We start from the raw sequence: 24,281 nt of genomic DNA on the forward strand, positions 1-24,281 counted from the left end.
CAGGTCTCAGGTCTCACAGGGGCGGGATGCTGGCGTGCTATCAAACCACGGTCAGGCGCGCAAACGCGCGTTTTCAGGATCCCACAGCGGCCTGTCTTCCTGCACAACGGCGCGACACATTTTGCCGTAGATCTCGACCTCCACCTCGCTGCCCGGAGCCGCAACATCCGCCCGCACCGTCCCCAGCGCGATAGAGGCATTGACGCGGTAGCCCCAGTCGCCAGAGGTGGTTTCACCCACAATCTCGCCATCCTTCCAGATGCAGGACATATAGGGCGCATCGGCTTCTCCGGCCTCAACCACCAGGGTGACAAAGGCTTTCTTTGGCCCCTGTTGCAGCTCGCTCTGAATGGCGGCCTTGCCGGGGAAATCCTGCGGCTTGTCGAGTTTGACAAACCGGCCCAGCCCGGCCTCCAACAGGCTGTAGTCGGTGGAAAGATCGCCCTTCCAGGTGCGATAGCCTTTCTCGATCCGCAGAGAGTTCAGCGCATACATGCCAAAGGGTTTGGCGCCCGCCGCAAGGATCGCGCTGTAAATGGCAGGCTGGTCCGCATTGGCGCAATGCACCTCCCAGCCCAACTCACCCGCAAAGGAGACCCGCGCCAGAAAGGCTGGTTTACCTGCGACTGTGGCCTGCTGATGCGTCAGCCAGCCCAGAGTGAGATCCGCATCCGACAGCGCGGCAAACAGATCGCGGGCCTTGGGGCCAGTGACGATCATGGCGCCAAATTCGGTGGAGTGATCCGTCAGGCTGAGCCCCGCTGGCAGCGCCTTGCGCAGGATCTCAAAATCGTGCCACTGGGCCGAGGCGGCTGTGATCATGGTAAAGTGGTCTTCGCCCTGGCGAATACAGGACATCTCGGTCAGGATGCGGCCGTGATCAGTTGAGAAATAGACCAGATTCATCCGGCCCACCTTGGGCAGGCCACCGGTCACCATGCCGCGCAGGAAGTCGGCTGCACCTTCGCCGGTCAGGCTGAACCGCGAGAACCCCGGCAGATCAAGCACGCCAACATGGTCACGCACGGCCTCGCATCTTCCCTGATGCGCTGCTGCCAGGGGCCGGAACGATCCCAGGTATGGGTTGCCGCTTCGGAGGTGTCATCGCCCTCTTTGGCAAACCAGTTGGCACGTTCCCAGCCGTTATAGGCCCCCATGACGCCGCCCTGTTGCTGCACCTCGGCATGCACCGGGCTGAGCTTTTTGTCACGCGCCGCAGGCCATTCGTGATGTGGGAAGTGCATGGCATATTCATTGCCATAGACCTCTTTGCCCTTTTGCACGCAGTAGTCGTGATCGGTGTAGTCGGTGTAGCGGCGCGGATCGACCGCCCACATGTCCCATTCGGTCTGACCATCAATGCTCCATTCCGCCAGACATTTGCCCGCCCCACCGCCCTGAGCGATGCCAAAGGTAAAGACGCAGGCCTCAAAGGCATTGTCGACACCGGGCATCGGGCCAAGCAACGGCAGCCCGTCCGGGGCATAGGGGATGGGGCCGTTGATGACGCGGGCCACGCCAGAGGTCGCCATCAGCGGCACCCGTTCCATCGCGTCCGTTACAATATCCTCAATGCGGTCAAGATCGTCATTCCACAGCTGGAACGAGAAATCCTCGGGCATCGGGTCCACATCTGTGTCCCAATGGGCGCGGCAGTTGGGCTCGTAGGGGCCCAGGTTAAAGCCGTGTTTTTCCTGGCGCAGATAATAAGACACATCAACATCCCGCAGCAGCGGCAGCTTCTGGCCGCCATTGGCCTTGGACCAGGCCTCTACCTCGGGGACCTCTTCGGACAAAAGATATTGGTGGCTCATCACCATCATCGGCACCGTGCGGCCCCCGAAGGGTTTGAACCATTCGCCAACCCGCTGGGCGTAGTAGCCCGCCGCATTGACCACATAGTCACAGGCGATATCGCCATTTTCCGTGTGTACCACCCAGGTTTTGTCTGCCTGTTGCGTCACACCTGTGGCAGGGCAGAAGCGGATGATCCGGGCGCCCATGTCGCGCGCGCCCTTGGCCAGCGCCTGGGTCAGCTGCGCCGGGGCGATGTCACCATCTGAGGGGTCATACAGCACGCCTTCGAGATCATGGGTCTCCAGAAACGGATAGCGCTCTTTGGCCTGTTCAGGAGTCCAGATCTCCATCTTGATGCCCTGATAACGCCCCATAGAGCGGGCGCGTTCAAACTCTTGCATCCGCTCCGGGGTATGGGCCAGCCGGATTGATCCGGACTGGTGATAGTTCATCGGATAGTCAACTTCTTCGCCAAGACGCGCATATAGCTCGGTTGAATAGCGCTGCATGTTCATGATCGACCAGGAGGTGGAAAAGGTCGGCACATTGCCCGCGGCGTGCCAGGTGGAGCCCGCTGTCAGCTCGTTCTTTTCCAGCAGAACACAATCGGTCCAGCCCTTCTTGGCCAGATGATACAGCGACGAGGCACCGACAACACCGCCGCCGATAATGACAACACGGGCCTTGGTTGGAAAATCAGACATGGTAGCTCCCTTGTTCTTAGTCCTTTTGCGGCACGCTATCGGCGATCTGGTAGTAGTCGCCCTTGTCGCGCACAAAGATATGTTTCTCGAGCGTAAGCCCCGTTGGCCCATCCACGGCCCCCAAGGCAAAACTGGTGGTGTCTTCGTCATGGGCCTTCCAGAACAGGAAGGCACCGCAGCGCGCCCAACTGCCGCGCCTGGCCTGCGGGCTGGCGGCATACCAGTTCACCGGGCCCGTGATTTTAAGATCCGCATCCGCCACATAGGCCGAGGACCAGATACCGCCGGATTGTTTGCGGCACTGGCTGCAATGGCACATCGACGCCCCTCTGGGCTGGGCTGCGGTCTCGAAATGGATATCGCCACAAAGACAGGATCCGGAAATCATTGCAAATTCTCCAGTTGCGGCGTGCTGCTGGCGCCCAAAAGCACGCCGTAAACAATGAAGCAAATGGCCAGAACGCGGCGGATCCATGTGCTGAACACCGCCTTGAGCGCCGCCTTGCCCATCAGGGCACCCAGCAGAGTAAAGCCGGTGTAGCTCAGCGCTGTGAGCACCAGCGCGGTTGGCATGATGACCCCCATCTGCTGCCAGATCGGCACCCCGGGCTGCACGAATTGCGAAAAGGCCGCGAGATAGCCGGCCACGCTTTTGGGGTTGATTGTCGCCACTGCCAGCGCATGCAGATAGACATGCCGCGCTGGGCGCTCTGCCTTTGGCGCTGGCTTGCTGGCATTGCGCCAGCCGCGCAGGCCGAGAAAGATCAAAAACCCGGCACCAATGATTTTGGCGACAAAGAACCCGGTGGGCGAGGTGGCAATTAGTGCGGTGACCCCCAGCGCCGAGAGCAGCAAGAACAGCGTTGCCTGCGTCAGGATTGCCAACACCCCCAGCATTGCCTTGGGAAAGCTGAGCGACATGCCATTGCTGATGCAGTTCACCGCATTGGGCCCGGGCGTGGTTACAAAGACCGCCCAGAACAGCGCAAACAGGCTCCAGGCCTCGAAACTCATGTGACAGCCCTCATGATCTTAATATACCTCATGGTCATCAATACACCGGCGGCGCGATGACCCAGACGGCCATGGCGGGTTCATCATAGGGGTTGGCCCATTGATAGGGCTGGTGCTTGATGCGGAAACTGTCGCCGGGCCCCACGGTAAAGGCCTGACCGTCGATCAGCAGATCCAGTTTGCCGGAAATCATATATCCAACCTCCTGCGTTGGGCGGTCTGCGGGCTGTTGCATGCTGGAGTGCGGCTGGAAGGTGGAATGCACCATTTCAAAATCGTCGGTCAGATCCGGCGAGAGCAGCTCTTCGATCAGGCCTTCTTCGCCCGAGCCCATGGGTCGACGCGCGCCAGCCCGCACCACATAGCCCTGCTCCTCGGCTGGGGCCGCAGAATGGGAAAACAGCATCGACATCGGCACACCAAGACAGGTGGCAATCTGGCGCAGATCTGAGATCGACGGCTCTGACAGATCCCGCTCGACCTGGCTGAACCAGCCTACCGAGCGCTGCATCTCGCCGGCGATATCTGCCAGGGTCATGCCGCGTGCCTTGCGCAATGCGCGAATGTCGGCGCCAAGAGTGGCAGTCTGGGGGGCTTGGCTGGTCACGCCGTGTCTCTCCTGTTGGTAAGCGAAGCTATTGGCCTGTTTGAAGATGAACCTGTTGGAAGGTGAACCTGTTGGAAAAGGCGTGCGTGAAATTTTTGCGCCGTTTTTCACGATGGCGCGAATCGGTGAAATTTCCAAGCGTTTTTTCACCATAGTTTTCCGTTGCAGTCAGACCCCCTCTGCGTCAGTCTCAAACCTAGCCTTGAGAGACCGCAAATGCCGACAGAGATATGGACCTGGGCGCAGCCCTATTTGCTGGCCGTCAATGGGCTGAGCTTTCTGGCGTTTTCTGCGGATAAGTTCTGCGCCATACACGGCTTTTGGCGCACCCCCGAGGTGCGGCTTTTGCTGCTGGCCGCTCTTGGCGGCACCCCGGCTGCCTATGCCGCGCGCCGTCTTTTTCGACACAAGACACACAAACAGCCCTTTAGCAGGCGGTTGCATATAGTCGCCTGGAGCCAGTTGGGGGCCGCCCTTATTTGGCTGCTTGGCTTTACCTAGGCGGCAAAGACCTGGGCCAGGATCGCCGTCAATTGCGTGGCATCCTCGCGGGTAAAGGCATCGGGCTGGTCGCTGTCGATATCCAGCACCGCAATCACTTCACCGTCCTTGTTCCAGACCGGCAGCACCACCTCAGAGCGGGTGGAAGAGGCGCAGGCGATATGGCCGGGGAAGGCCTCAACATCGGCCACCAGCTGCACCTCGCCGCTACGCGCCGCTGCGCCGCAGACACCGCGCGAAAAGGGGATTTGCAGACAGCCATGACCGCCCTGATAGGGGCCGATCTTCAACATCTCAGGCGCCACAACGCGGTAAAACCCGGTCCAGTCAAACCGGCTGTCGCTGTGGTGCAGCTCACAGGCGACGGTCGCCATCAGCGCCACCAGATCATCCTCGCCCTCGGTCAGGGCTGCAATTGTCTTGGCCAAAAGGGGATAGTCAGCGCGCATGAGGGCTCTCAGGGTGGCATTGCTATGGGTCGAAATAGAATTGTGGGGGCACTTGTGCCCCCAGTTGTTGCTTTGGTCAATTCCTGCCGAGCCATCTAGGGCCAGCAGGTTTTTTCAGTTGTGGATCAGACCAACTCGATCGCGATGGCAGTGCCTTCGCCGCCACCAATGCAAATCGCCGCCACGCCGCGTTTGAGGCCGCGCGTCTCCAGCGCGTTCAGCAGCGTCACCATGATGCGTGCACCAGAGGCGCCAATGGGATGGCCCAGGGCGCAGGCGCCGCCATTCACATTCACCTTGTCGCGCGCAATGCCCATCTCATGCATAAAGGCCATCGGCACCACGGCAAAGGCCTCGTTCACCTCCCAGAGATCCACATCTTCGACGCTCCAGCCGATCTGATCCAGCAGCTTTTTTGCCGCCGGAACCGGTGCAGTGGTGAACCAGCCCGGCGCCTGCGCGTGGCTGGCATGGCCCAGAATGCGCGCCCGCATGGTCAGGCCCTGCGCTTTCGCCGCCTCTTCTGAGGCCAGAACCAGGGCGGCAGCCCCATCCGAAATCGACGAGGAATTGGCTGCCGTCACCGTGCCATCCTTGCGAAAGGCGGGCTTTAGCGTCGGGATCTTTTCGGGGCGGGCATTGCCGGGCTGCTCATCCGCCGCGCTGGTGGTTTCGCCTTTGCGGGTCTTGATAGTCACAGAGGCGATTTCGCGATCAAAGGCACCGCTGTCCTGTGCGGCCAGCGCATTGGACAGCGATTTCAGCGCATATTCATCCTGGGCTTCGCGGGTGAACTGAAAATGTTCGGCGCAGTCCTCGGCAAAGGTGCCCATCAGGCGGCCCTTGTCATAGGCGTCTTCCAACCCATCGAGGAACATGTGGTCGATCACCTGTCCGTGGCCAATCCGGGCACCGCTGCGCTGGTTGGGCAAAAGGTAGGGCGCATTGTCATGCTTTCCATCCCGCCGGCCACAACCGTATCCGTCTGGCCCAGGGCAATCTGGTCATAGGCGATCATCGCCGCTTTCATGCCGGAGCCACACATTTTGTTCAACGTCGTCGCGGTAACCTCTTCACCCAACCCGGCGGCAAACCCTGCCTGCCGCGCCGGAGCCTGGCCCTGGCCTGCGGGCAACACGCAGCCCATCAGAACCTCATCAACCGTCTTGGCGCCAGCCCCCTCAAGCGCGGCCTTGATGGCAACGCCGCCCAGCTCAGCGGCGGGCAGGCTGTCAAATACGCCCTGAAATCCGCCCATTGGGGTCCGTGCTGCCCCAGCAATCACAACATTTTTCATCAGATCATCCTCCAATCGTCGTCAACATGCATACCGAATGCTAAGGTTTGAGGTCTAGACTAGTATAAATACGTTGAGATAACTCCCGGGGAGAACACTATGAGCCTGACAAGTACCAAGGCCGATGGTGCACAGATTGTGACTGTAAATGCTGAACGCATCGATGCAGCTATGGCCATTCAATTCAAAGAAGACATGCGATCCGAGACCGAGAGCGGTCCTGACCGAGTGATTCTCGACCTGTCATCTGTGCAATTCATCGATTCGAGCGGCCTTGGCGCCATCGTGGCCGCCATGAAGCAACTGGGGCGTGATCGTCGCCTGGACCTGGCTGGACCGACGCCAATGGTCGAGAAAGTGTTCCGACTGACCCGGATGGATACCATCTTCAACCTTTATGGCTCGCTGAATGAAGCCATATCCGCAAACAAGTCCTGATCCTTGCCCAACCAACAGCAATTTGGCGGTAAGTGAGAAATTGAATGGCTGAAACATTTGCATGTTCGTTCACGGCAACCGAGCTGAATGCACGCTCTGGCATCTCACAGGTGATGACGCAGCTGCGAGATTTTGATCTGCCGGAAGAGAGCGCTGGAGATGTTCAGATCGCTCTGGCCGAGGCCGTGAACAATGTTGTTGAGCACGCCTATTCGGGCCGGGTATCGGGTGATATCTACATCAAATGCAATCTTTCTGCGCAGGAGTTGTGGATCGAAATCAGCGATTTTGGACATCCGCTCCCCTAGGAACATCTGCCTGAGGGCTTGCCCGCCGATGTGACCTGTTCCTTTGACAGCCTGCCTGAGGGAGGCTTTGGCTGGTTTTTGATTCGCGAATTGACCAGTGATCTCAGATACCAGCGACAAAACGACAGCAATCTGCTCTCGCTTTGTTTTACCATTCCCTCCCCTCTCGGCTGATGCAGAACTGGATGCAGGCGGGCTGCCCCCTCGCTGCCTGTGGATGGGCTGCCCCCTGGGGGTCTGTGGACGGGCTGGCAGGTCAGGCTGCTGGCTAAGTGGGCAAACAAAACCCCCGCCTCGCAACTCCCGCCTCGCAACCCCCGCCACACAGCCCTCGCCACACAGCCCTGTCACATAACCGCCGCAATTCCGGCCCACTCTCGCCGCAGCCTTGAGTGTATAATTAACGCGTAGCTGAACAAAGCTTCCCCTGGCGCCGGACATCCAAGCCCCCGCCGATCGTGCGACGCCTGGGATACTTCGGCTTTCCTCCTCAGACATCTTGAGCCGCCCTGCGGGTGCCAGCCTGTTTATGACCCAGGTTATGACCCAAGGTTTTGCATTGTCATTGCGACCGTAGCCACTAACCTGTCGGGCAAATCAGCTAGGGTGGATCATGCGCGACTTTCAATCTCCCGGACGCTCTGCCGTCTATGCTCAGAACGGCCTCTGCGCCACGTCACATCCGCTGGCAGCAGGGGCTGCAATAGATGTGTTAAAGCGCGGCGGAAACGCTATGGATGCCGCCATTGCCGGCGCTGTCTTGCTGGGCATTTGCGAGCCACAGATGACAGGCATCGGTGGCGACTGCTTTGTGCTCTTCTCCCGGGGCGGCAGCGATGAAATCCATGCGGTGAACGGCTCGGGGCGGGCACCTGCTGCTGCCACTGCGGCCGATCTCCGGGCCAGGGTTTGGATGCGGTTCCCCTGCGCAGCGCCCATGCTGTCACCATTCCAGGCGCCATAGAGACCTTTTGCCACCTCGCTGAAACCGAGGGAAAACTGGGTCTGGATGCGCTGCTTGCCCCGGCCATTCACTATGCGGAAACGGGCGTTCCGGTGGCGCCACGTGTGGCCTTTGACTGGGGCAATGATGCGGAGGCCCTGCAGGGTGCTGCCCGCAACGCCTTCTTATTCGATGGCAAAGCCCCCTCTGTTGGTCAGATCTTTCGCGCCCCCGGTCAGGCCGAGGTGCTGCGCCGCGTCGCCCGCGACGGGCGTGATGCCTTTTACAGCGGTGAAATTGCCGAAGATATGATCGCCACGCTGCAGGCCGCCGGAGGGCTTCACACCGCCGAGGATTTTGCCAGTGCAGCCTGTGATCGGGTGACACCGGTTTCCGCGTCCTACAAGGGGGTTGATCTGGCCGAGCATCCACCCAACGGCCAGGGTGCAACTGCATTGCTTTTGCTCAATATTCTGGCGCATTTTGATATTGCCGCGATGGATCCCTTTGGTGCCCAGCGGGCCCATATCGAGGCCGAAGCCTCCAAGCTGGCCTATGATGCCCGCAACCGATTTCTGGCCGACCCAGATCACACGTCGCGGCTTGAGCATATGCTGTCTTTGGAAACAGCGGCCAAATTGGCGGCTCTGATTGACCCCAAACGCGCCATGGCCGCCGCCGCACCCCTGAGTGAAGCGGTCCATAAAGACACCATCTACATCACTGTGGTGGACAAGGACCGCATGGCGGTGTCGCTCATCTATTCGATCTTTCACGGCTTTGGCGCGGGCCTCGCCTCCGATAAATTTGGCATCCTGCTGCAAAACCGTGGTGCCGGCTTTACCCTGCAAGAGGGCCACGCAAACGAGCTGGCAGGCGGCAAGCGGCCGATGCACACTATCATTCCGGGCATGCTGCGCAAAGAGGGAGGAGTTGTGATGCCCTTTGGTGTCATGGGTGGCGCATACCAACCCACAGGTCATGCCCGCTTTGTCTCTAACCTGCAGGATTTTGGCATGGATCCCCAGTCTGCCATTGATGCGCCCCGCTGTTTCACCGATGCCGGCGTGCTGAAGGTCGAGCGCGGCTATAGTGATCAGACCCGACAAGAGCTGAGCGATCTGGGGCATAGCGTCGAAATCCCCGGGACCGCCCTTGGCGGCGCCCAGGCAATCAATATACGTCCCGATGGCATTCTAGAAGGGGCAAGTGATCCCCGCAAAGATGGCTGCGCTCTGGGCTACTAAGCTGCGTTCGGGCGACTTACCTGTCCTCTTTGAGCGATAAATGGGGGCAAGACCCACAGGTGCTGCATCACAATCCTGCGCGACCGCGCCGGGCCTTTGGCCCGGCGCCATGCCCAACGCATGGGGCAAGCTGGCTGGTACAGCCGGCTCTGTCACAGGGGGCGGGAGCCCCGCGCCAGACGTGCTGGATCACAGCGGCGAGACCCGCAGCACATGGAGAGCAACGCAATAGAATAAAGAGTGGGGGTTAGTTCAGCTGATACTGCAGCGAATAGGCTGCACCATCGAACTGGTCAAACATCTCCGGCAGGTCCGGATGGCTGATTGGTTCGCCGGAATAGTCCGCAACCAGGTTCTGCTCCGAGACATAGGCCACGTAGTAGGTCTGGTCGTTTTCCGCCAGCAAATGATAAAAGGGCTGGTTCTTCACTGGTCGGCTGTCTTCAGGAATCGCCTCGTACCACTCATCCGAATTTGCGAACTTGGGATCAACATCAAAGACCACACCCCGAAAGGGGTGTTTGCGGTGGCGGACCACCTGTCCCAGATTATATTTTGCGCGCGTTCTTAACATTTTCAGACAGTCTCCGTGACTTGTTACTACCGCAGAACGCTGTCAAATGTCCAACTGTTGACACAAATTTTCGAGGAAACAGTCTGTGAACCTGGCCGTAACAGTACTTGAGATCACTGCCCCCGTTTTCCTCCTCGCCGGTGTAGGGTTCACCTGGGTGAAACTTGGTTTTGAATATCGCATCCAGTTCGTCACGCGGCTGGCGATGACCCTGGCGGTTCCCGCTCTGATCTTCACAGCCCTGATGAAAACCGAGCTGGACAAGGGCACCCTGGGAGTCTTTGTTATTGCCGCCCTGCTGGGCCATGCGCTGCTGACCCTGATTGGCGCCCTGCTGATACGGGCCGGTCGCTTGAGCCGTCAAACCTATCTGGCGCCCTTCATTTTTGGCAATACCGGTAATCTTGGCATCCCTCTGGCCCTGTTTGCCTTTGGAGAGGCCGGGCTGGGATATGCCGTGGTTATGCTGGCGGTCTCTGCGGTGTTGTCCTTTACCCTTGGCCTTGCGCTGGTGCGGGCAAGGGGGGCGGCGCAAAGGCGCTGCGTGAGCCGAGGGTTTGGGCCACCCTGCTGGGCGCGCTGTTTTTGTGGCAGGACCTGGCAGACGCCACGGTTTCTGACCAACGCCCTCGATCTCATTGGCCAAATGGCCATCCCCATGATGCTGATAACCCTTGGCGTGGCCATTGCCCGGCTGACCCCCGGAAAGACCGGCCTGGCCGTAGTCTTTCCTTCGCCAAGCTCTGCGTCAGTGTCGCTATCGGCTGGGGGCTGGGGGCTGGCCTTTGGTCTTGATAAGACCGCCTTTGGGGTTCTGGTGCTGCAACTTGCCACGCCGGTTGCTGTCACCTCCTATCTTCTGGCCGAGAAATTCGGCGCCGACGCCGAGGCCGTGGCGGGCTTTGTGGTGGTGTCCACCCTGATGTCTATCGCGGCGCTGCCACTGCTGCTGTCGGTCTTGATCGATTTGTGATTTTCTCTTTTGCCGAAATTCGCTAGAATGCCAAAAAAAAAGATAACAAACTTAGGCAGAGGCAATGAGCAGAATCATCGTCGCACTGACCCTCCTTCTGGTCGTTGCGTCCTGCGGTGGGGGCCCCAATACGCCACCGCGCAGTCTGGACAACGCGTGCAGTATCATCAAGGAGCGGCCCAAATACCTGAAGGCCTTTCGCGCCACCGAGCGGCGCTGGGGCGTGCCCATGCATGTGCAGATGGCCACGATCCATCAGGAAAGCAAATTCCGCGGCAACGCCCGCACGCCGCATAAATACCTGTTGGGCGTGATCCCCATGGGGCGGCAATCCAGCGCCTATGGCTATGGTCAGGCTCTGGACGGAACCTGGGAAGACTACAAGCGCGAGACCGGTCGCCGCCGCGCCAAACGGGACCGTATCGAGGACGCCACGGATTTCATGGGCTGGTATATGAACACCAGTCTCGAAAAGAACGGCATTCCGCTCTATGACGCCCGCAACCAGTATCTGGCCTATCACGATGGGCATTCCGGATATGCCCGTGGCACTTACAAGTCAAAAACCTGGCTATTGCGGGTGGCCAGCAAGGTCGAGGCGCGCTCGCAAACATATCAGGCCCAGCTGGCAACCTGTCGTCGTGCACGCTGACCGAGTGTTGACTGGGCGTTGACTGGGCGTTGACTGGGCGCACAGGTGCACAGACAGGCGTGCAAATCGGCTGGTAAATCACACCTGGCGCCAGAGCTGGGCCAGAGCTGGGTCAGAGCTGCGCCTGAAATTCACCCGAGATTGCCTGCCGCGCAGCAGTGCTCTTGGGCTATGTGATGCGCGTTTCCGGCTGGCCTGTGGTGCGCCAGGCCAGCAGGTGAGAGCGCCGGTTTTGCGAAGTTACATAGTATTCTAACTATTTTGTCGCAGAGATTTAAGCCGCAGACTTGCAGCGGATTCAGGATTTGTAAGGCTTTAAGCTGCAAGCCTTTTCGAATGAAATTTTTAAGCCCAGATACCGCGTTCATTATGGCTTCGATCATGATGGTCATTTGTTCTCCTATTTTGTCGCTGCTCGTATTGCCGCGGCCGCAGGCAGGGGAGATCGCATTGGTTATCGCTGCTCCCTGGGGAGATGCTGCCGGTATTGCAGACAGGGCTAATGTTAGTGAAGTCGCCCCCGAGAGTGCCCCTCTGGGTGTTTTGGTGGCTCTGGATAGCCCGCAAAGTGTTGCCCGCCTCTATTCTCAGGGCGCCTGGTTGGTGATTGATGGAAAGGGAGTTTTAGAATTATGCGCAACATAATGTCGAAGGCAGGAAAGCTGGGCAACGCCAATTCGGTGTTCTCGAATGAACGCAGTATTCAGCAAATTACCAGTTGGCTGCTGGTGCCGGGTCCTGGTCTGGCCGCCTACTATCTGACGGGCAATGCAAACTGGTATGTCTTTGCCGGCCTTAGCGTTGTTCTGGGGGTTCTGGCGTATTTTTCCAAAGCGATGCCGCCATCGACCAGAGATTACCTGCTGAGCTTTTGCTTTGTCGCGCATTGTATCCTGCTAACGTCTTCGTTGAGCGGCCACGCCTGGCAGCTTGATGCGCATATGCTGTTCTTTGCCGTTCTTGCGATCGTGTCGACCCTGTCGAACCCAAAGGCGCTGATCTTTGCGACTGTTCTGGTTGCCTTGCATCACGTGTCCTTTAGCATTTTGTTGCCAAAACTGGTGTACCCAGGCGGCGATCTGGTCGCAAACCTGCAGCGGACCGTGATGCACGCGGTGATTGTCTTGCTGGAAGCGGGCGTTCTGCTGCTCAGCCTGCTCAAAAGCCTTGCCGCAGACACTGAACTCAAACGGCAGCAAACAGCGGCAAGTGCGCAGACCGCAGTTGCCGAAGCGGCACAGGCTGAGGCGACACAGAGCCAGCGTGATGCCGACTTTGTGGTTACGACAGTTGGGACACATCTGACTGAAATGGCGCGTGGTCAACTCGACTGTGCAATCCATGAAGATTTCCCCGAGGCCTATGACGAGCTGCGCACGACGTTCAACACCACAGTAACCACGCTCAAAGAGACCATGGAGCAGGTTGTGGAGGCCAGCGAGAGTATCGCCAATGGTGCCACAGAGATCAGTCAGGCCTCTGATGATCTTTCGCACCGGACAGAAAGCCAGGCGGCGACGCTGGAAGAGACAGCTGCGGCTCTGGAAGAAATGACCGTCTCTGTGAAATCCGCAGCTGACGGGGCGCGCAATGTGGAAAGCACAATGGATGAGGCCCGTCTCGAAGCCGAAAACAGCGGCAAAATTGTCAGCAACGCCGTGGCTGCGATGACGACGATTGAGGCGTCTTCAGACAAAATTGCCCAGATCATTGGGGTGATCGACGACATCGCCTTCCAGACAAACCTGCTGGCGTTGAATGCAGGCGTGGAAGCGGCGCGGGCCGGCGAGTCCGGCAAAGGCTTTGCGGTTGTGGCTTCCGAGGTCCGCGGGCTGGCGCAGCGATCGGCGGATGCGGCAACTGAGATCAAGACCTTGATCACAGAAAGCTCCCGGCAGGGGATCAGGGGGTCACCCTGGTTGGAGACGCCGGCAAATCCATCGACAGCATCGTCTTGCGGGTCAACCAGATCTCAAAGCTGATTTCGGACATTGCCAACGGCGCCAATGAGCAGTCGACCGGTCTGGGTGAAATTAACTCAGGGGTCAGCCAGTTGGATAGTGTGACGCAGCAGAATGCGGCCATGGTCGAACAGGCAACGGCGGCGGGTCATCTGCTGCATGCGGATGCCACCAAACTGTCGGCTCTGATGGCGCGCTTCGAGCTTGCGAAGCAGGCCGGGCAAGCCGGACAAGACAGTCTGACTGCAGCCGCCTGACATACAAAGGCGCAAAACAAACCTTATGGGCACCCGGCATTTCAGCCTGGTGCCCATTTTGCTATCTGCTGCCGGGCTGTTGTAGGGCGTTGCCCTTGTGCGGCTGATGTTCAGGCCTGACGCCAAAGTCAGGCAGAAACCTGTCAGGCAGGATCATGCTGTGCAAATCACAGTATTCCTGGTGGCCCGATTCCATTAGCTGCCCCTCTAACCACGAGTTTTGACGCGAGAAATCTCGCAACGCTTGCGCCAAATTCCACAAGTGAGTAGTCATCGTGCATGGAGATACTGGACTACTCTCATAACACATTGCTGGTTGTTGCCTCGCTTCTGGTTGCAACAATGGCTGGGTTTACCGGCTTCTCTTTGACCAAAGGTCTGTCAGAGCGCAGCGTTGCCCATCGCAAGATCCTGATCGCTCTGGCGGCAATTGCGCTGGGCGGCGGTATCTGGTCGATGCATTTTGTCGCCATGCTGGGCCTGCAGCTGCCTATCCTGTTTTACTATGATGCGGCCATCACCCTGGCCTCGGCTCTGATTGCCATTCTGGTGGTCGGAAGCGCCCTGCTGATTCTGCATTTTCGGCAACGATCCCGCGCGACGCTGGCGCTTGCGGGGATGATTGTTGGGCTGGGTGTGCTGGCCATGCACTATCTGGGCATGTCGGCAATGGAGCTGTGTCAGCCGCTCTATTCGCCAACGGGCGTTGCTCTGGCCGCGGTGTCGTCCTGTGTGCTGAACATCGCCGCGTTTTCCATCGCCTATGGCCAGCGCACGCAGCGCAATATTATTGTTGGAACCCTGTTTTTCGGCTGCGCTGTCTTTGCGGTTCATTTCATCGCCATCAGCGGAGCCGATTTTGTCGCCGTAGATGTTTTGAGCGAGGTTGGCCCTCTCATCAGCAATGAGGTCATGGCGATTGGCGTGGTCCTCAGCAGCTTTGTTCTGTGCGGCGCATTTTTGTTGACGGCGGTGACCTTTCTGGTGCCAACACAGCCACAGGCTGCTCAAGAAGCCGTGCCCGAGCCGGAGCCGCAGGCGCCGCGCCCTGCAGTAGAGCCGGTGGTCGCTGTTGCCTCAAAACAAATTCCCTACGAGCTTGAGGGGCGGACGTTTTTTCTCGATCCACAGGATGTGGCCGCGATCCGGGCAGAGGGGCACTATACGCATCTCTATACGGCCACGGACAAGCTGTTCTGCGCCTGGTCTATCACCGAGGCGGAAAAACGGCTGAGCGCGGGGGTCTTTATCAAAGCACACCGCAGCTATTTGATTAACCCGGCCTTTGTGACCGGATTCGAACGCCTCAAGGACAACGGGGTTTGCCACTTTGAGGTGGCCAGCCTGACCAAGGTTCCGGTCAGCCGATCCCGACTGCCTCTGATCCGTGAGGCACTGGGCGTCTGAACAAGGCGCATTCCGTGCAGCCTGTTTCGCATTTCGTGCGCAAAGCTTCCATTTTCAATCAATAATTGATGCAACACTGCGCGGTCGCGACGCAGGCTCTTGCAAGCCAGAGGATTTGCACGTCAGGGAGGACCAGCAATGATACCAGCGGCGTTCGATTATTATCGACCCAAAACCATGACCGAGGTCATTGCCATATTGCAGGAGCATGGAGATGATGCCCGTGTGATGGCAGGCGGCCACAGTCTGATCCCCATGATGAAGCTTCGGATGGCCGAAGTTCCCCATCTCATTGACCTTCAGGATATCGCCGATTTGGCGGATATCGCGATCGAAGGGCAAAAGATTACGCTGGGCGCCATGGTGACACAGCACGCGCTGATCGACCACACAGGCCTCAGCTCTGCCGCACCAATCCTGCGTGAGGCGTCTTTGCAGATTGCTGATCCGCAGGTGCGCTACATGGGGACGATTGGCGGCAATGTCGCCAATGGCGATCCCGGCAACGATATGCCGGGCGTGATGCAATGCCTGGATGCCCAGATCAATCTGGTTGGTCCCGATGGCAGTCGCAGTGTTGCGGCGCGCGACTACTATGAAGCGGCCTATATGACGGATCGCGAGGATGACGAAGTTCTGACCTCGATCAGTTTCCAGGCCCCGACCGGCGGCTATGCCTATGAAAAGCAAAAGCGCAAAATTGGTGACTACGCTACGGCGGCCGCCGCTGTGCTGATTTCAAAATCAGACGGCAAAGTCGCCTCCGCCTCGATTGCCATGACCAACCTGAGCGACGTGCCAGTCTGGTCCGAAGAGGCAGGTGCTGCCCTGGTTGGGACAGCCTGTGATGCGGCGGCGCTCGAGGCTGCCGTAGCGGCAATGCTGGGCGATATTGACCCTGCAGAGGACAACCGCGGCCCGGTGGCGTTTAAGCGCCACGTGGCTGGCGTCATCCTGAAGCGCGCGATTTCACGCGCCTGGGACCGGGCATAGGGGAGCGAGAAACATGTCAGACAAAATGCATATCAAACTGAAGGTCAACGGCGAAGACAAAGAGTTTCTGGCCGAACCCCGCGAGCTGCTGATCTTTGCGCTGCGCGAAAAACTGGACATCACCGGCCCGCATGTGGGCTGTGAGACCTCGCATTGCGGTGCCTGCACCGTGATCATCGACGGCAAATCGGTGAAATCCTGCACCATGTTTGTCGGTCAGGCCAACGGCTCCGAGATCACCACGATTGAGGGCATTGGCGAGCCTGATGCACTGCACGTGCTGCAAGAGAGCTTTCGCGAGCACCACGGGCTGCAGTGCGGTTTCTGTACGCCGGGGATGATCACCCGCGCCACCAAGCTGCTGGAAGAAAACCCGACTCCGACCGAGGAAGAGGTACGCTTTGGCATGGCAGGCAATATCTGCCGCTGCACCGGCTATCAGAACATCGTGAAATCCATCCTCGCTGCAGCAAGTGAGTTGAATGCAGCCAAGGAGGCGGCACAATGAACGACCTATCTCCAGATCGCGAAGAACGCTCCGCCAATCTCAAGGGCCTGGGCTGTTCGCGCAAACGTGTCGAAGACGCGCGCTTTACCCAGGGCAAGGGCAACTATGTCGATGACATCAAGCTGCCCGACATGCTGCACGGCGATTTTGTGCGCTCTCCCTACGCCCACGCACGAGTTGTCTCGATCAACAAAGAGGCCGCGCTGGCGCTGCCCGGTGTTGTTGCCGTTCTGACCGCAGAAGACCTTGCGCCGCTGAACCTGCACTGGATGCCCACTCTGGCGGGCGACAAACAGATGGTTCTGGCCGATGGCAAGGTGTTGTTTCAGGGCCAGGAAGTGGCCTTTGTGGTGGCCTCTGACCGCTATGTTGCGGCTGACGCGGTTGAGCTGATCGAGGTGGAATACGAAGAGCTGCCAGTGATCACCGATCCCTTTGAGGCGCTGAAATCCGATGTGGTCCTGCGCGAAGACCTGGAAGGTCAGACCGAGGGCGCCCACGGGCCGCGCAAGCACCACAATCATATTTTCACCTGGGAGCAGGGCGACGAGGAAGGCACCAACCAGGTGGTTGATAACGCCGATGTGGTTGCAACCGAGTCGATGTATTACCACCGCACCCACCCTTGCCCGCTGGAGACCTGCGGCTCTGTCGCCTCGATGGACAAGGTGAATGGCAAGCTGACGCTCTGGGGCACCTTTCAGGCGCCGCATGTGGTGCGCACCGTGGCCTCGCTGCTGTCGGGGATCGCAAGAGCACAACATCCGTGTGGTCTCGCCCGATATCGGCGGCGGCTTTGGCAATAAGGTTGGGGTTTATCCCGGCTATGTCTGCTCGATCGTGGCCTCCATCGTGACCGGAAAGCCGGTCAAATGGGTCGAGGACCGGATGGAAAACCTGATGTCGACGGCCTTTGCCCGCGATTATCACATGACCGGCAAGATCGCGGCCACCAAAGAGGGTAAAATCACTGGTCTGCATTGTCATGTGACGGCGGACCACGGTGGCTTTGACGCCTGTGCCGACCCGACCCAAATTTCCCGCTGGTTTCATGAACATCTGTACCGGATCCTATGACATCCCGGTGGCCTATCTGGCCGTCGATGGCGTCTATACCAACAAGGCTCCGGGGGGCGTGTCCTATCGCTGTTCCTTCCGCGTCACCGAGGCGGTGTATTTCATTGAGCGCATGATTGAGGTGCTGGCGATAGAGCTGAACATGGACGCAGCCGAGCTGCGCCGGATTAACTTTATCAAGAAAGAGCAGTTCCCCTACACAGCCGCGCTGGGCTGGGAATATGACAGCGGCGACTATCACACCGCCTGGGACAAGGCGCTGAAGACAGTCGACTACGAAGGTTTGCGCGCTGAGCAGGCCGAACGGGTCGAGGCCTTTAAGCGCGGTGAAACCCGCAGCCTGATGGGGATTGGTCTTAGCTTTTTCACCGAAATCGTCGGTGCCGGTCCGGTCAAGAACTGCGATATCCTTGGTATGGGTATGTTTGACAGCTGCGAGATCCGCATCCACCCGACCGGGTCTGCGATTGCGCGTCTGGGCACCATCAGCCAGGGGCAGGGCCACGCGACAACCTTTGCGCAGATCCTCGCCAGTGAGATCGGCATCTCTGCTGACAGCATCACCATCGAGGAAGGCGACACCGATACGGCGCCTTACGGTCTTGGCACCTATGGCTCGCGCTCAACGCCGGTTGCAGGCGCTGCTACCGCGATGGCAGGGCGCAAGATCCGCGCCAAGGCACAGATGATCGCGGCCTATCTGCTTGAGGTGCACGACAACGACGTGGAGTTCGACATCGACCGCTTTGTGGTCAAGGGTGCGCCAGAGCGGTTCAAGACGATGAAAGAGATCGCCTATGCCGCCTATAATCAGGCCATTCCCGGGCTTGAGCCAGGTCTGGAGGCGGTCAGCTATTATGACCCGCCCAATATGACCTATCCCTTTGGCGCCTATGTCTGTGTGATGGATATCGACGTTGATACCGGGGTTCCGGAAATCCGCCGCTTTTATGCGCTGGACGACTGCGGCACCCGCATCAACCCGATGATCATCGAAGGCCAGGTGCATGGCGGCCTGACCGAGGCGCTCGCCGTCGCGCTGGGCCAGGAGATTGCCTATGATGATATGGGCAACGTCAAGACCGGCACGCTGATGGACTTCTTCCTGCCTACCGCCTGGGAGGTGCCAAACTACGAGACAGACTACACTGTCACCCCCAGCCCGCACCATCCAATTGGTGCCAAGGGGGTTGGCGAAAGCCCGCATGTGGGCGGTGTGCCGTGCTTCTCTAACGCTGTACAGGATGCCTTCCGCGCCTTTGGCCTGCGCCATACCAACATGCCCCATGACCATTGGCGCATCTGGCAAACCGCCAATAGCCTTGGCCTGCACGACTAAAGCGACCGGGGCGGCCCTCCTGCTTCAGGGGCGCCCCTTTACCGCGCGAGGAAAATCATGACTTGGAGAGCACTTCAAACCGCCATGGCGGAGCAGGGCTATATTGCCGATGACGATCTGGCGATGGCCGTGCATCTGGCACTGGCTCTTGGACGGCCCCTGCTGCTTGAGGGGGCTGCCGGTGTGGGAAAGACCGAGGTGGCCCGCGTGCTAAGCCAGCTGCGCGAAACGGAACTGATCCGCTTGCAGTGCTACGAGGGGCTGGATGCGGCGCAGGCCATTTATGAATGGAACTATCAGCGCCAGTTGTTGTCGATCCGGGCGGCTTCTGAGGATGGCGAAACCGGCCGCAGCGTCGAAGCGCGCATTTTCTCCGAGGAATTCCTGCTGGAACGTCCCTTGCTGAAATCAATTCGGCAAGACACCCCGCCGGTCCTGCTGATCGACGAGATCGACCGTGCCGATGAGGAATTTGAAGCCTATCTGCTGGAAATCCTGTCGGATTTTCAGATCACAATTCCCGAGCTGGGCACCATCACCGCCACCACACGGCCCATCGTTATCCTGACAGCCAACGGCACTCGCGATCTGAGCGACGCACTGCGGCGGCGTTGTTTGTACGCCCATGTGGCCTATCCTGAGCGCGCCACTGAACTGGCAATCCTAAAAGCCCGCTGCACCGAGATCGAAGACAAACTGGCCGGACAGATCATCGGATTTGTGCAGTCCTTGCGCAAAGAGGATCTGGAGAAAAAACCAGGGATCGCCGAGATGCTGGACTTTGCAGCCGCCCTGATGGGGCTCGGCATTGCCGATTTGACGCAGGATCCTGCAGTGCTGCAGGCCAGCCTTGCCACCCTGCTGAAAACTGAGAGCGATCGCTTCAATATCACCACAGAGGTGGCGCAGCGTCTTGCAGGCAAGGCGGCATGAGCCGCGTCACCAAATTCGCCGCCCGTGATCCGGGCCCAACCGCGCGATTGGTGGGGTTCATGGCGCATCTGCGCGACAACGGCATGCGGCTGGGGGTTGGCGAGGCCGAGCTTGGCCTTGAGGCTCTGACCCATGTGGAAGCCATAGACCCCAAAGATGTCCGCCACGCCCTGCGTGCGGTCTGCACCGGCTGCGTCGAGGACGTGGAACGGTTTGATGATCTGTTTGACGCCTTCTGGATGAATGGCGGCCGGGTGGCGACTAAGACCATTCCCACCCAGACATCCGCTTCGGATCATGTACATAGCTCGCGAAATGCGGCAGGCGCGGACATGAGCATGGGGGCTGGGGCACCCAGCACCCCTGACGGCGATGGCGAGGAGCCGGCCGAGGCTGATGGCGAGGGCAAGCTTGTCGCGAGTTTGGCGCAGGCGACGATGAAGAAAGACCTGCGCGATCTGGTTCGGCCTGAAGAGATCGCCGAGGCGCAGATCGTGGCCCAGCGACTGGGGGCCGCCCTGCGAGACCGCCGGTCCCGGCGACGCAAACAAAGTCGCAAAGGCGACCGGATCCATTTCAGAAAGGTGATCCGCCAAAGTCTCGCTACCGGCGGCGAGCCCTTGCATCTGGCAAAGATGCGACGTCCCGAGCGGCCGCTCAAAATCGTGACGCTCTGCGATGTGTCGGGATCGATGACGACCTATGCGCAGGTATTTCTGGCCTTTGTCGCCGGGATGATGCGCACCGACCCTACCGCCGATGCCTATTTGTTTCATACCCGTCTGGTGCGGATTGCCGAAGCCCTGCGGGACAAGGATGCTTTGCGCGCGCTGGGGCGTCTTTCGGTTCTGGCGGATGGGTTTGGCGGAGGGTCAAAAATTGGCGTCTCGCTGACGCAGTTCGCCCAAACCTATGCCCGCCGGTTTGTTGATGGCCGCACAGTGGTGCTGATCCTGTCCGATGGTTACGACACCAACGATCCGGAACTGTTGGGCGCGGCGCTGCAAAAACTGAAAAAACGTGGCTGCAAGATCATCTGGCTCAACCCGCTCAAAGGCTGGGACGGCTATGAGCCGGTGGCGCGCGGCATGGCCGCCGCCCTGCCACATCTTGATCTGTTCAACCCGGCAAATACTCTGGCCGATCTGGCTGCACTGGAACCGGAGCTGACCCGCCTATGACCCCAGCCGAACTCACAGATTCAGAAATTGCCACGCTGGCGCAGGACATGCGCGCCCGCGGTGAGCCCTTTGCCATTGCCACAGTGGTGCGCACTCTGGGCGCAACTGCGGCCAAGCCGGGCGCCAAGGCGCTGCTGGATGCCGAAGGCGCTATTTTGCAGGGCTGGATTGGCGGCGGCTGTGTGCGTGGTGCGCTGACAAAAGCGGTGAGGCGGGCCCTGTCGGAGGGTGCGCCGCAACTGATCTCGCTGCACCCGCAGGACCTGCTGGATGAAAAGGGCGTCAGTGCCGGCGACGATGTCGAGGGGGTGCGCTTTGCCCGCAACGGCTGCCCCTCCAAGGGCTCGATGGATATATTTGTTGAGCTGATTGTGCCGCTGCCAGAGCTGGTTATTTATGGCGATTCGCCTGTGGCCCAGTCTCTGGCAAAGCTGGCGGCGCAGTTCCAGTGGTCGGTGACCCAGGGCACGGCTGAGGCAGCGGCTCCGTCATCTGCTGGAGGGGAAAGCCGCATGATCGTGGTGGCCACGCAGGGCAAAAACGACCTGGCCTGCCTGAAACAGGCCCTGCAGACATCCGCACGGTTTGTCGCCTTTGTCGGCAGCCGCCGCAAATTCGCAGCCTTGTCGGAAAAGCTGGTCGCACAGGGCGTAGCAGAGGCCGATCTGGCAGCGGTACAGGCGCCGGCCGGGTTGGCGATCGGGGCTGTGACCCCGGATGAAATTGCCCTGTCCATTCTGGCGCAGCTGACCGAGATCCGCCGCCGCCATCAGCGCAATGAAGACGACAGCCATGCGTGAGCGCGGCGCTGAAATATTCGCGCGGGCCCTCAGATCGGAGGATTTTTGATGCACCGTATCCTTGCCTCTCTCTTGAGGCATTTCTCACCTGCTCCCCTGAGCAAAGAACAGGCCGATGTACTGGCCACGATAAAACACCCCTGTTGTTGAAAAGGACACTCAAGTGGAACTGAAAGACGAAATCACCATCAATGCCCCCATGACGCAGGTCTACGCCGCGCTGAACGATCCCGAAGTGCTGCGCCAGTGCATTCCCGGCTGCGAAGAGTTGATAAAACACTCGGAGACCGAGCTGGAAGCCAAGGTTGTTCTCAAGATCGGCCCGGTAAAAGCGCGCTTTGGTGGCAATGTGGAGCTGGATACATCCGGCGCGCCAGATGCGTTTTCCCTGACAGGTCAGGGCAGCGGCGGCGCTGCCGGCTATGCCAAGGGCGGCGCGGATGTCACGCTGGTTGAGGTCGATGGTGTGACCACCCTCAGCTATACCGCAAAGGTCGATATTGGTGGCAAACTGGCGCAGCTCGGCTCGCGCCTGATCCAGAGCACCGCCAAAAAACTGGCCGGGAAGTTCTTTAAGACCTTCGCCGAGGTTGTGGACGCAGTAGAGGCCTGATGCCGGGCGCAGGGGGCGGTACGCTGCCCCCTCACTAATGGCCTGAAAGATGGCTCTGCGCGATCAGATCGCTGGCCTTTTCTCCAATCATGATCGCGGGCGCATTGGTGTTGCCGCTGACAATTTCGGGCATGATGGAACAATCGGCTACCCGCAGCCCTGCGATGCCATGCACACAAAGATCCGGGCCAACAACTGCATCCGCCGACAGCCCCATCTTGCAGGTGCCTGTCGGGTGATAGATCGACGCCGTATTGTTGCGGGCCCAGTCCAGGGTGGCGTCGTAGTCGTCCATGTCGAGGCTGGCATGCGGGCGGAACTCTTGCGAGATTTTTGAACTCAACGGCGCGTGGCGGGCGATGGTGCGGGCAATATTGACCCCTGCGACGATGGTTCTGCAGTCGGTTTCGGTCGCAAGGTAATTCGGGATGATCTTTGGATAATCCTTTGGGTCACTGGAGTTCAGCCGGATCTCGCCGCGCGATTCCGGGCGCAGCTGACAGACTGACATGGTGAAGGCGGAAAACCTGTCGGCGCCCGTGCCGGGGTTTTCCGCTGACAGGGGCTGCACGTGAAACTGAATGTCAGGGGTTTCCAGATCCGGGCGGGTCTTCATAAATCCCGTGGCAAGGCTGGCCGCCATGGTCATAGGGCCGGCCCGGAACATCAGATATTTCAACCCGATTCTGGCCTGGCCAAACAGCGAGCTGACCTCGTCGTTCAGCGTGGGCTCGTTGCATTTATAGACCAGGCGGGCCTGCAGATGGTCCTGCATATTCTTGCCAACACCCGGCAGATCCGCCACCACCTCTATGCCATGCTCTGTCAGCTGCCCGGCCTCGCCATTGCCCGAAAGCATCAGGATCTGCGGTGAGTTGATAGCGCCGCCCGAGAGGATGACTTCGCGATTTGCCGTGATGATATGCTCTTGTCCGCTGCGATCCCTATAGCAGACGCCGGTGGCGCGACGGCCCTCGATGACAACACGTTGCACATGGGCATGGGTGATGATCTGCAGGTTTTCACGCGATTTCACCGGGTTCAGAAAAGCCACCGCCGCAGAGCAGCGACGCCCGTTGCGCGCGGTGAGCTGAAAGAAACCCACGCCCTCTTGATCGGCACCATTGTAGTCCGGGTTGAACCGGTAGCCAGCGGCCTGTGCTGCCGAGACCCAGGCATCGGTTATAGGGCGCTGAATGCGCATGTTAGAGACCGAAAGTGAGCCCTGATCGCCGTGAAAATCATCGCCGCCGCGTTCGTTGTTTTCTGAGCGTTTGAACAGGGGCAGCACATCGTCCCAGCCCCAGCCCTCGTTGCCCATCTGCCGCCAGCGGTCATAGTCCTGCGACTGGCCCCGCACATAGAGCAGGCCATTGAGAGAGGAGGAGCCACCCAGCACCTTGCCGCGGGGCCAGTCGATAGAGCGGCCGTTCAATCCGGGGTCGGGCTCGGTCTTGTAGCACCAGTCCACCTTTGGGTTGTGAATGGTTTTGAAGTAGCCGACAGGGATGTGGATCCAGGGGTTGGTATCTTTGCCGCCGGCCTCCAGCAGAACAACCTTTTTGCTGGGGTCCGCGCTAAGCCGGTTGGCGATGACGCAGCCCGCCGAACCCGCTCCGACGATGATGTATCTGCCTCCAAAACCCGTCCCTCCGGTTAACCATGAAAAAAAGTCTATGCAGATTGCATGATATAGGCTAGCTTTTTT

The 24,281-nt window shown here is 59.4% G+C and carries 18 protein-coding genes and 6 pseudogenes; 16 read left to right on the forward strand and 8 right to left on the reverse strand.

Annotation, left to right across the window (positions count from 1 at the left end; translation table 11 throughout):
• Positions 1-51 precede the first annotated feature (51 nt).
• The 4 genes and pseudogenes from B4968_RS00655 to B4968_RS00670 form a co-directional block, all read right to left on the reverse strand.
• Positions 52-2,501: pseudogene (locus B4968_RS00655) on the reverse strand (GcvT family protein).
• Positions 2,502-2,517: 16 nt separating this feature from the next.
• Positions 2,518-2,889, reverse strand: coding sequence for a GFA family protein (locus B4968_RS00660; RefSeq protein WP_083095781.1), 372 nt, complete (start codon positions 2,887-2,889; stop codon positions 2,518-2,520).
• On the reverse strand, positions 2,886-3,515 hold the full coding sequence (locus B4968_RS00665) for a LysE family translocator (RefSeq protein ID WP_083095783.1): 630 nt from the start codon (positions 3,513-3,515) through the stop codon (positions 2,886-2,888). Before B4968_RS00665 ends, B4968_RS00660 begins: the two co-directional genes overlap by 4 nt.
• A gap of 37 nt (positions 3,516-3,552) precedes the next feature.
• On the reverse strand, positions 3,553-4,122 hold the full coding sequence (locus B4968_RS00670) for a helix-turn-helix domain-containing protein (protein WP_173907519.1): 570 nt from the start codon (positions 4,120-4,122) through the stop codon (positions 3,553-3,555).
• 216 nt (positions 4,123-4,338) lie between these two features.
• Here B4968_RS00670 and B4968_RS00675 point away from each other — a divergent pair, with 216 nt between their 5' ends.
• Positions 4,339-4,623, forward strand: a complete 285-nt coding sequence (locus B4968_RS00675) for a DUF1294 domain-containing protein (protein WP_083095787.1) — start codon at positions 4,339-4,341, stop codon at positions 4,621-4,623.
• On the opposite strand, the gene B4968_RS00680 is transcribed toward B4968_RS00675, so the two are convergent.
• Both B4968_RS00680 and B4968_RS00685 read right to left on the reverse strand, forming a co-directional pair.
• The gene (locus B4968_RS00680; RefSeq protein WP_083095789.1) at positions 4,620-5,072 is read right to left on the reverse strand and encodes a GAF domain-containing protein; all 453 of its coding nucleotides are present in this window, start codon (positions 5,070-5,072) and stop codon (positions 4,620-4,622) included. The two genes, B4968_RS00675 and B4968_RS00680, sit on opposite strands and share 4 nt — an antisense overlap.
• A 125-nt stretch (positions 5,073-5,197) precedes the next feature.
• Positions 5,198-6,300 (reverse strand): annotated as a pseudogene (locus B4968_RS00685) (acetyl-CoA C-acyltransferase).
• 168 nt (positions 6,301-6,468) lie between these two features.
• Here B4968_RS00685 and B4968_RS00690 point away from each other — a divergent pair.
• From B4968_RS00690 to B4968_RS00700, 3 genes and pseudogenes are all read left to right on the forward strand, one after another.
• Positions 6,469-6,807 (forward strand): STAS domain-containing protein, encoded by a 339-nt coding sequence (locus tag B4968_RS00690; RefSeq protein ID WP_083095791.1) that lies wholly within the window; start codon positions 6,469-6,471, stop codon positions 6,805-6,807.
• Positions 6,808-6,851: 44 nt separating this feature from the next.
• Positions 6,852-7,115 carry an ATP-binding protein gene (locus B4968_RS25500; protein ID WP_338153179.1) on the forward strand — a complete coding sequence of 88 codons (264 nt, stop codon included), beginning with the start codon at positions 6,852-6,854 and terminating at the stop codon, positions 7,113-7,115.
• Positions 7,116-7,728: 613 nt separating this feature from the next.
• Positions 7,729-9,305 (forward strand): annotated as a pseudogene (locus B4968_RS00700) (gamma-glutamyltransferase family protein).
• A gap of 247 nt (positions 9,306-9,552) precedes the next feature.
• Here the strand turns inward: B4968_RS00700 and hspQ are convergent.
• Complete coding sequence (hspQ, locus tag B4968_RS00705; RefSeq protein ID WP_083095792.1) at positions 9,553-9,879, reverse strand: heat shock protein HspQ; 327 nt, start codon at positions 9,877-9,879, stop codon at positions 9,553-9,555.
• A gap of 85 nt (positions 9,880-9,964) precedes the next feature.
• Here hspQ and B4968_RS00710 point away from each other — a divergent pair.
• The 12 genes and pseudogenes from B4968_RS00710 (at position 9,965) to B4968_RS00770 (ending at position 22,573) form a co-directional block, all read left to right on the forward strand.
• Positions 9,965-10,852 (forward strand): annotated as a pseudogene (locus B4968_RS00710) (AEC family transporter).
• A 64-nt stretch (positions 10,853-10,916) separates the two neighbouring features.
• A complete protein-coding gene (locus B4968_RS00715; RefSeq protein ID WP_083095794.1) occupies positions 10,917-11,504 on the forward strand; it encodes a transglycosylase SLT domain-containing protein in 588 nt (195 codons plus the stop codon).
• 336 nt (positions 11,505-11,840) lie between these two features.
• Positions 11,841-12,149 (forward strand): hypothetical protein, encoded by a 309-nt coding sequence (locus B4968_RS00720; RefSeq protein WP_083095796.1) that lies wholly within the window; start codon positions 11,841-11,843, stop codon positions 12,147-12,149.
• A 581-nt stretch (positions 12,150-12,730) separates the two neighbouring features.
• Positions 12,731-13,692: pseudogene (locus B4968_RS23920) on the forward strand (methyl-accepting chemotaxis protein); the annotation flags it as partial.
• 309 nt (positions 13,693-14,001) lie between these two features.
• Positions 14,002-15,129 carry an MHYT domain-containing protein gene (locus tag B4968_RS00735; RefSeq protein WP_083095800.1) on the forward strand — a complete coding sequence of 376 codons (1,128 nt, stop codon included), beginning with the start codon at positions 14,002-14,004 and terminating at the stop codon, positions 15,127-15,129.
• Positions 15,130-15,267: 138 nt separating this feature from the next.
• Positions 15,268-16,122 carry an FAD binding domain-containing protein gene (locus B4968_RS00740; protein ID WP_083095802.1) on the forward strand — a complete coding sequence of 285 codons (855 nt, stop codon included), beginning with the start codon at positions 15,268-15,270 and terminating at the stop codon, positions 16,120-16,122.
• A gap of 13 nt (positions 16,123-16,135) precedes the next feature.
• Positions 16,136-16,630: a (2Fe-2S)-binding protein gene (locus tag B4968_RS00745; protein WP_083095803.1), complete on the forward strand. Its 495-nt coding sequence runs from the start codon at positions 16,136-16,138 to the stop codon at positions 16,628-16,630.
• Positions 16,627-19,046: pseudogene (locus B4968_RS00750) on the forward strand (aerobic carbon-monoxide dehydrogenase large subunit). The gene B4968_RS00745 and the pseudogene B4968_RS00750 overlap by 4 nt, the downstream one beginning before the upstream one ends.
• Before the next feature lie 57 nt (positions 19,047-19,103).
• Positions 19,104-19,979, forward strand: coding sequence for an AAA family ATPase (locus tag B4968_RS00755; protein WP_083095805.1), 876 nt, complete (start codon positions 19,104-19,106; stop codon positions 19,977-19,979).
• Positions 19,976-21,160, forward strand: coding sequence for a vWA domain-containing protein (locus B4968_RS00760; RefSeq protein WP_083095807.1), 1,185 nt, complete (start codon positions 19,976-19,978; stop codon positions 21,158-21,160). The genes B4968_RS00755 and B4968_RS00760 overlap by 4 nt, the downstream gene beginning before the upstream one ends.
• Positions 21,157-21,960, forward strand: a complete 804-nt coding sequence (locus tag B4968_RS00765) for an XdhC family protein (protein ID WP_083095808.1) — start codon at positions 21,157-21,159, stop codon at positions 21,958-21,960. Before B4968_RS00760 ends, B4968_RS00765 begins: the two co-directional genes overlap by 4 nt.
• A 163-nt stretch (positions 21,961-22,123) precedes the next feature.
• Positions 22,124-22,573, forward strand: coding sequence for an SRPBCC family protein (locus B4968_RS00770; protein WP_083095810.1), 450 nt, complete (start codon positions 22,124-22,126; stop codon positions 22,571-22,573).
• Between the two features lie 34 nt (positions 22,574-22,607).
• Here the strand turns inward: B4968_RS00770 and B4968_RS00775 are convergent, their stop codons facing one another.
• Positions 22,608-24,251, reverse strand: a complete 1,644-nt coding sequence (locus B4968_RS00775) for a GMC family oxidoreductase (protein ID WP_241525484.1) — start codon at positions 24,249-24,251, stop codon at positions 22,608-22,610.
• Positions 24,252-24,281 lie beyond the last annotated feature (30 nt).

This window comes from Pseudophaeobacter leonis (assembly GCF_002087335.1).
In the GTDB taxonomy this organism is placed as follows: domain Bacteria; phylum Pseudomonadota; class Alphaproteobacteria; order Rhodobacterales; family Rhodobacteraceae; genus Pseudophaeobacter; species Pseudophaeobacter leonis.

Coding starts and splice junctions, on each gene's coding strand:
- B4968_RS00660 (WP_083095781.1), bottom strand. CDS start 2,889: ATGATTTCCGGATCCTGTCTTTGTGGCGATATCCATTTCGAGACCGCA.
- B4968_RS00665 (WP_083095783.1), bottom strand. CDS start 3,515: ATGAGTTTCGAGGCCTGGAGCCTGTTTGCGCTGTTCTGGGCGGTCTTT.
- B4968_RS00675 (WP_083095787.1), top strand. CDS start 4,339: ATGCCGACAGAGATATGGACCTGGGCGCAGCCCTATTTGCTGGCCGTC.
- B4968_RS00680 (WP_083095789.1), bottom strand. CDS start 5,072: ATGCGCGCTGACTATCCCCTTTTGGCCAAGACAATTGCAGCCCTGACC.
- B4968_RS00690 (WP_083095791.1), top strand. CDS start 6,469: ATGAGCCTGACAAGTACCAAGGCCGATGGTGCACAGATTGTGACTGTA.
- B4968_RS25500 (WP_338153179.1), top strand. CDS start 6,852: ATGGCTGAAACATTTGCATGTTCGTTCACGGCAACCGAGCTGAATGCA.
- hspQ (WP_083095792.1), bottom strand. CDS start 9,879: ATGTTAAGAACGCGCGCAAAATATAATCTGGGACAGGTGGTCCGCCAC.
- B4968_RS00715 (WP_083095794.1), top strand. CDS start 10,917: ATGAGCAGAATCATCGTCGCACTGACCCTCCTTCTGGTCGTTGCGTCC.
- B4968_RS00720 (WP_083095796.1), top strand. CDS start 11,841: ATGAAATTTTTAAGCCCAGATACCGCGTTCATTATGGCTTCGATCATG.
- B4968_RS00735 (WP_083095800.1), top strand. CDS start 14,002: ATGGAGATACTGGACTACTCTCATAACACATTGCTGGTTGTTGCCTCG.
- B4968_RS00740 (WP_083095802.1), top strand. CDS start 15,268: ATGATACCAGCGGCGTTCGATTATTATCGACCCAAAACCATGACCGAG.
- B4968_RS00745 (WP_083095803.1), top strand. CDS start 16,136: ATGTCAGACAAAATGCATATCAAACTGAAGGTCAACGGCGAAGACAAA.
- B4968_RS00755 (WP_083095805.1), top strand. CDS start 19,104: ATGACTTGGAGAGCACTTCAAACCGCCATGGCGGAGCAGGGCTATATT.
- B4968_RS00760 (WP_083095807.1), top strand. CDS start 19,976: ATGAGCCGCGTCACCAAATTCGCCGCCCGTGATCCGGGCCCAACCGCG.
- B4968_RS00765 (WP_083095808.1), top strand. CDS start 21,157: ATGACCCCAGCCGAACTCACAGATTCAGAAATTGCCACGCTGGCGCAG.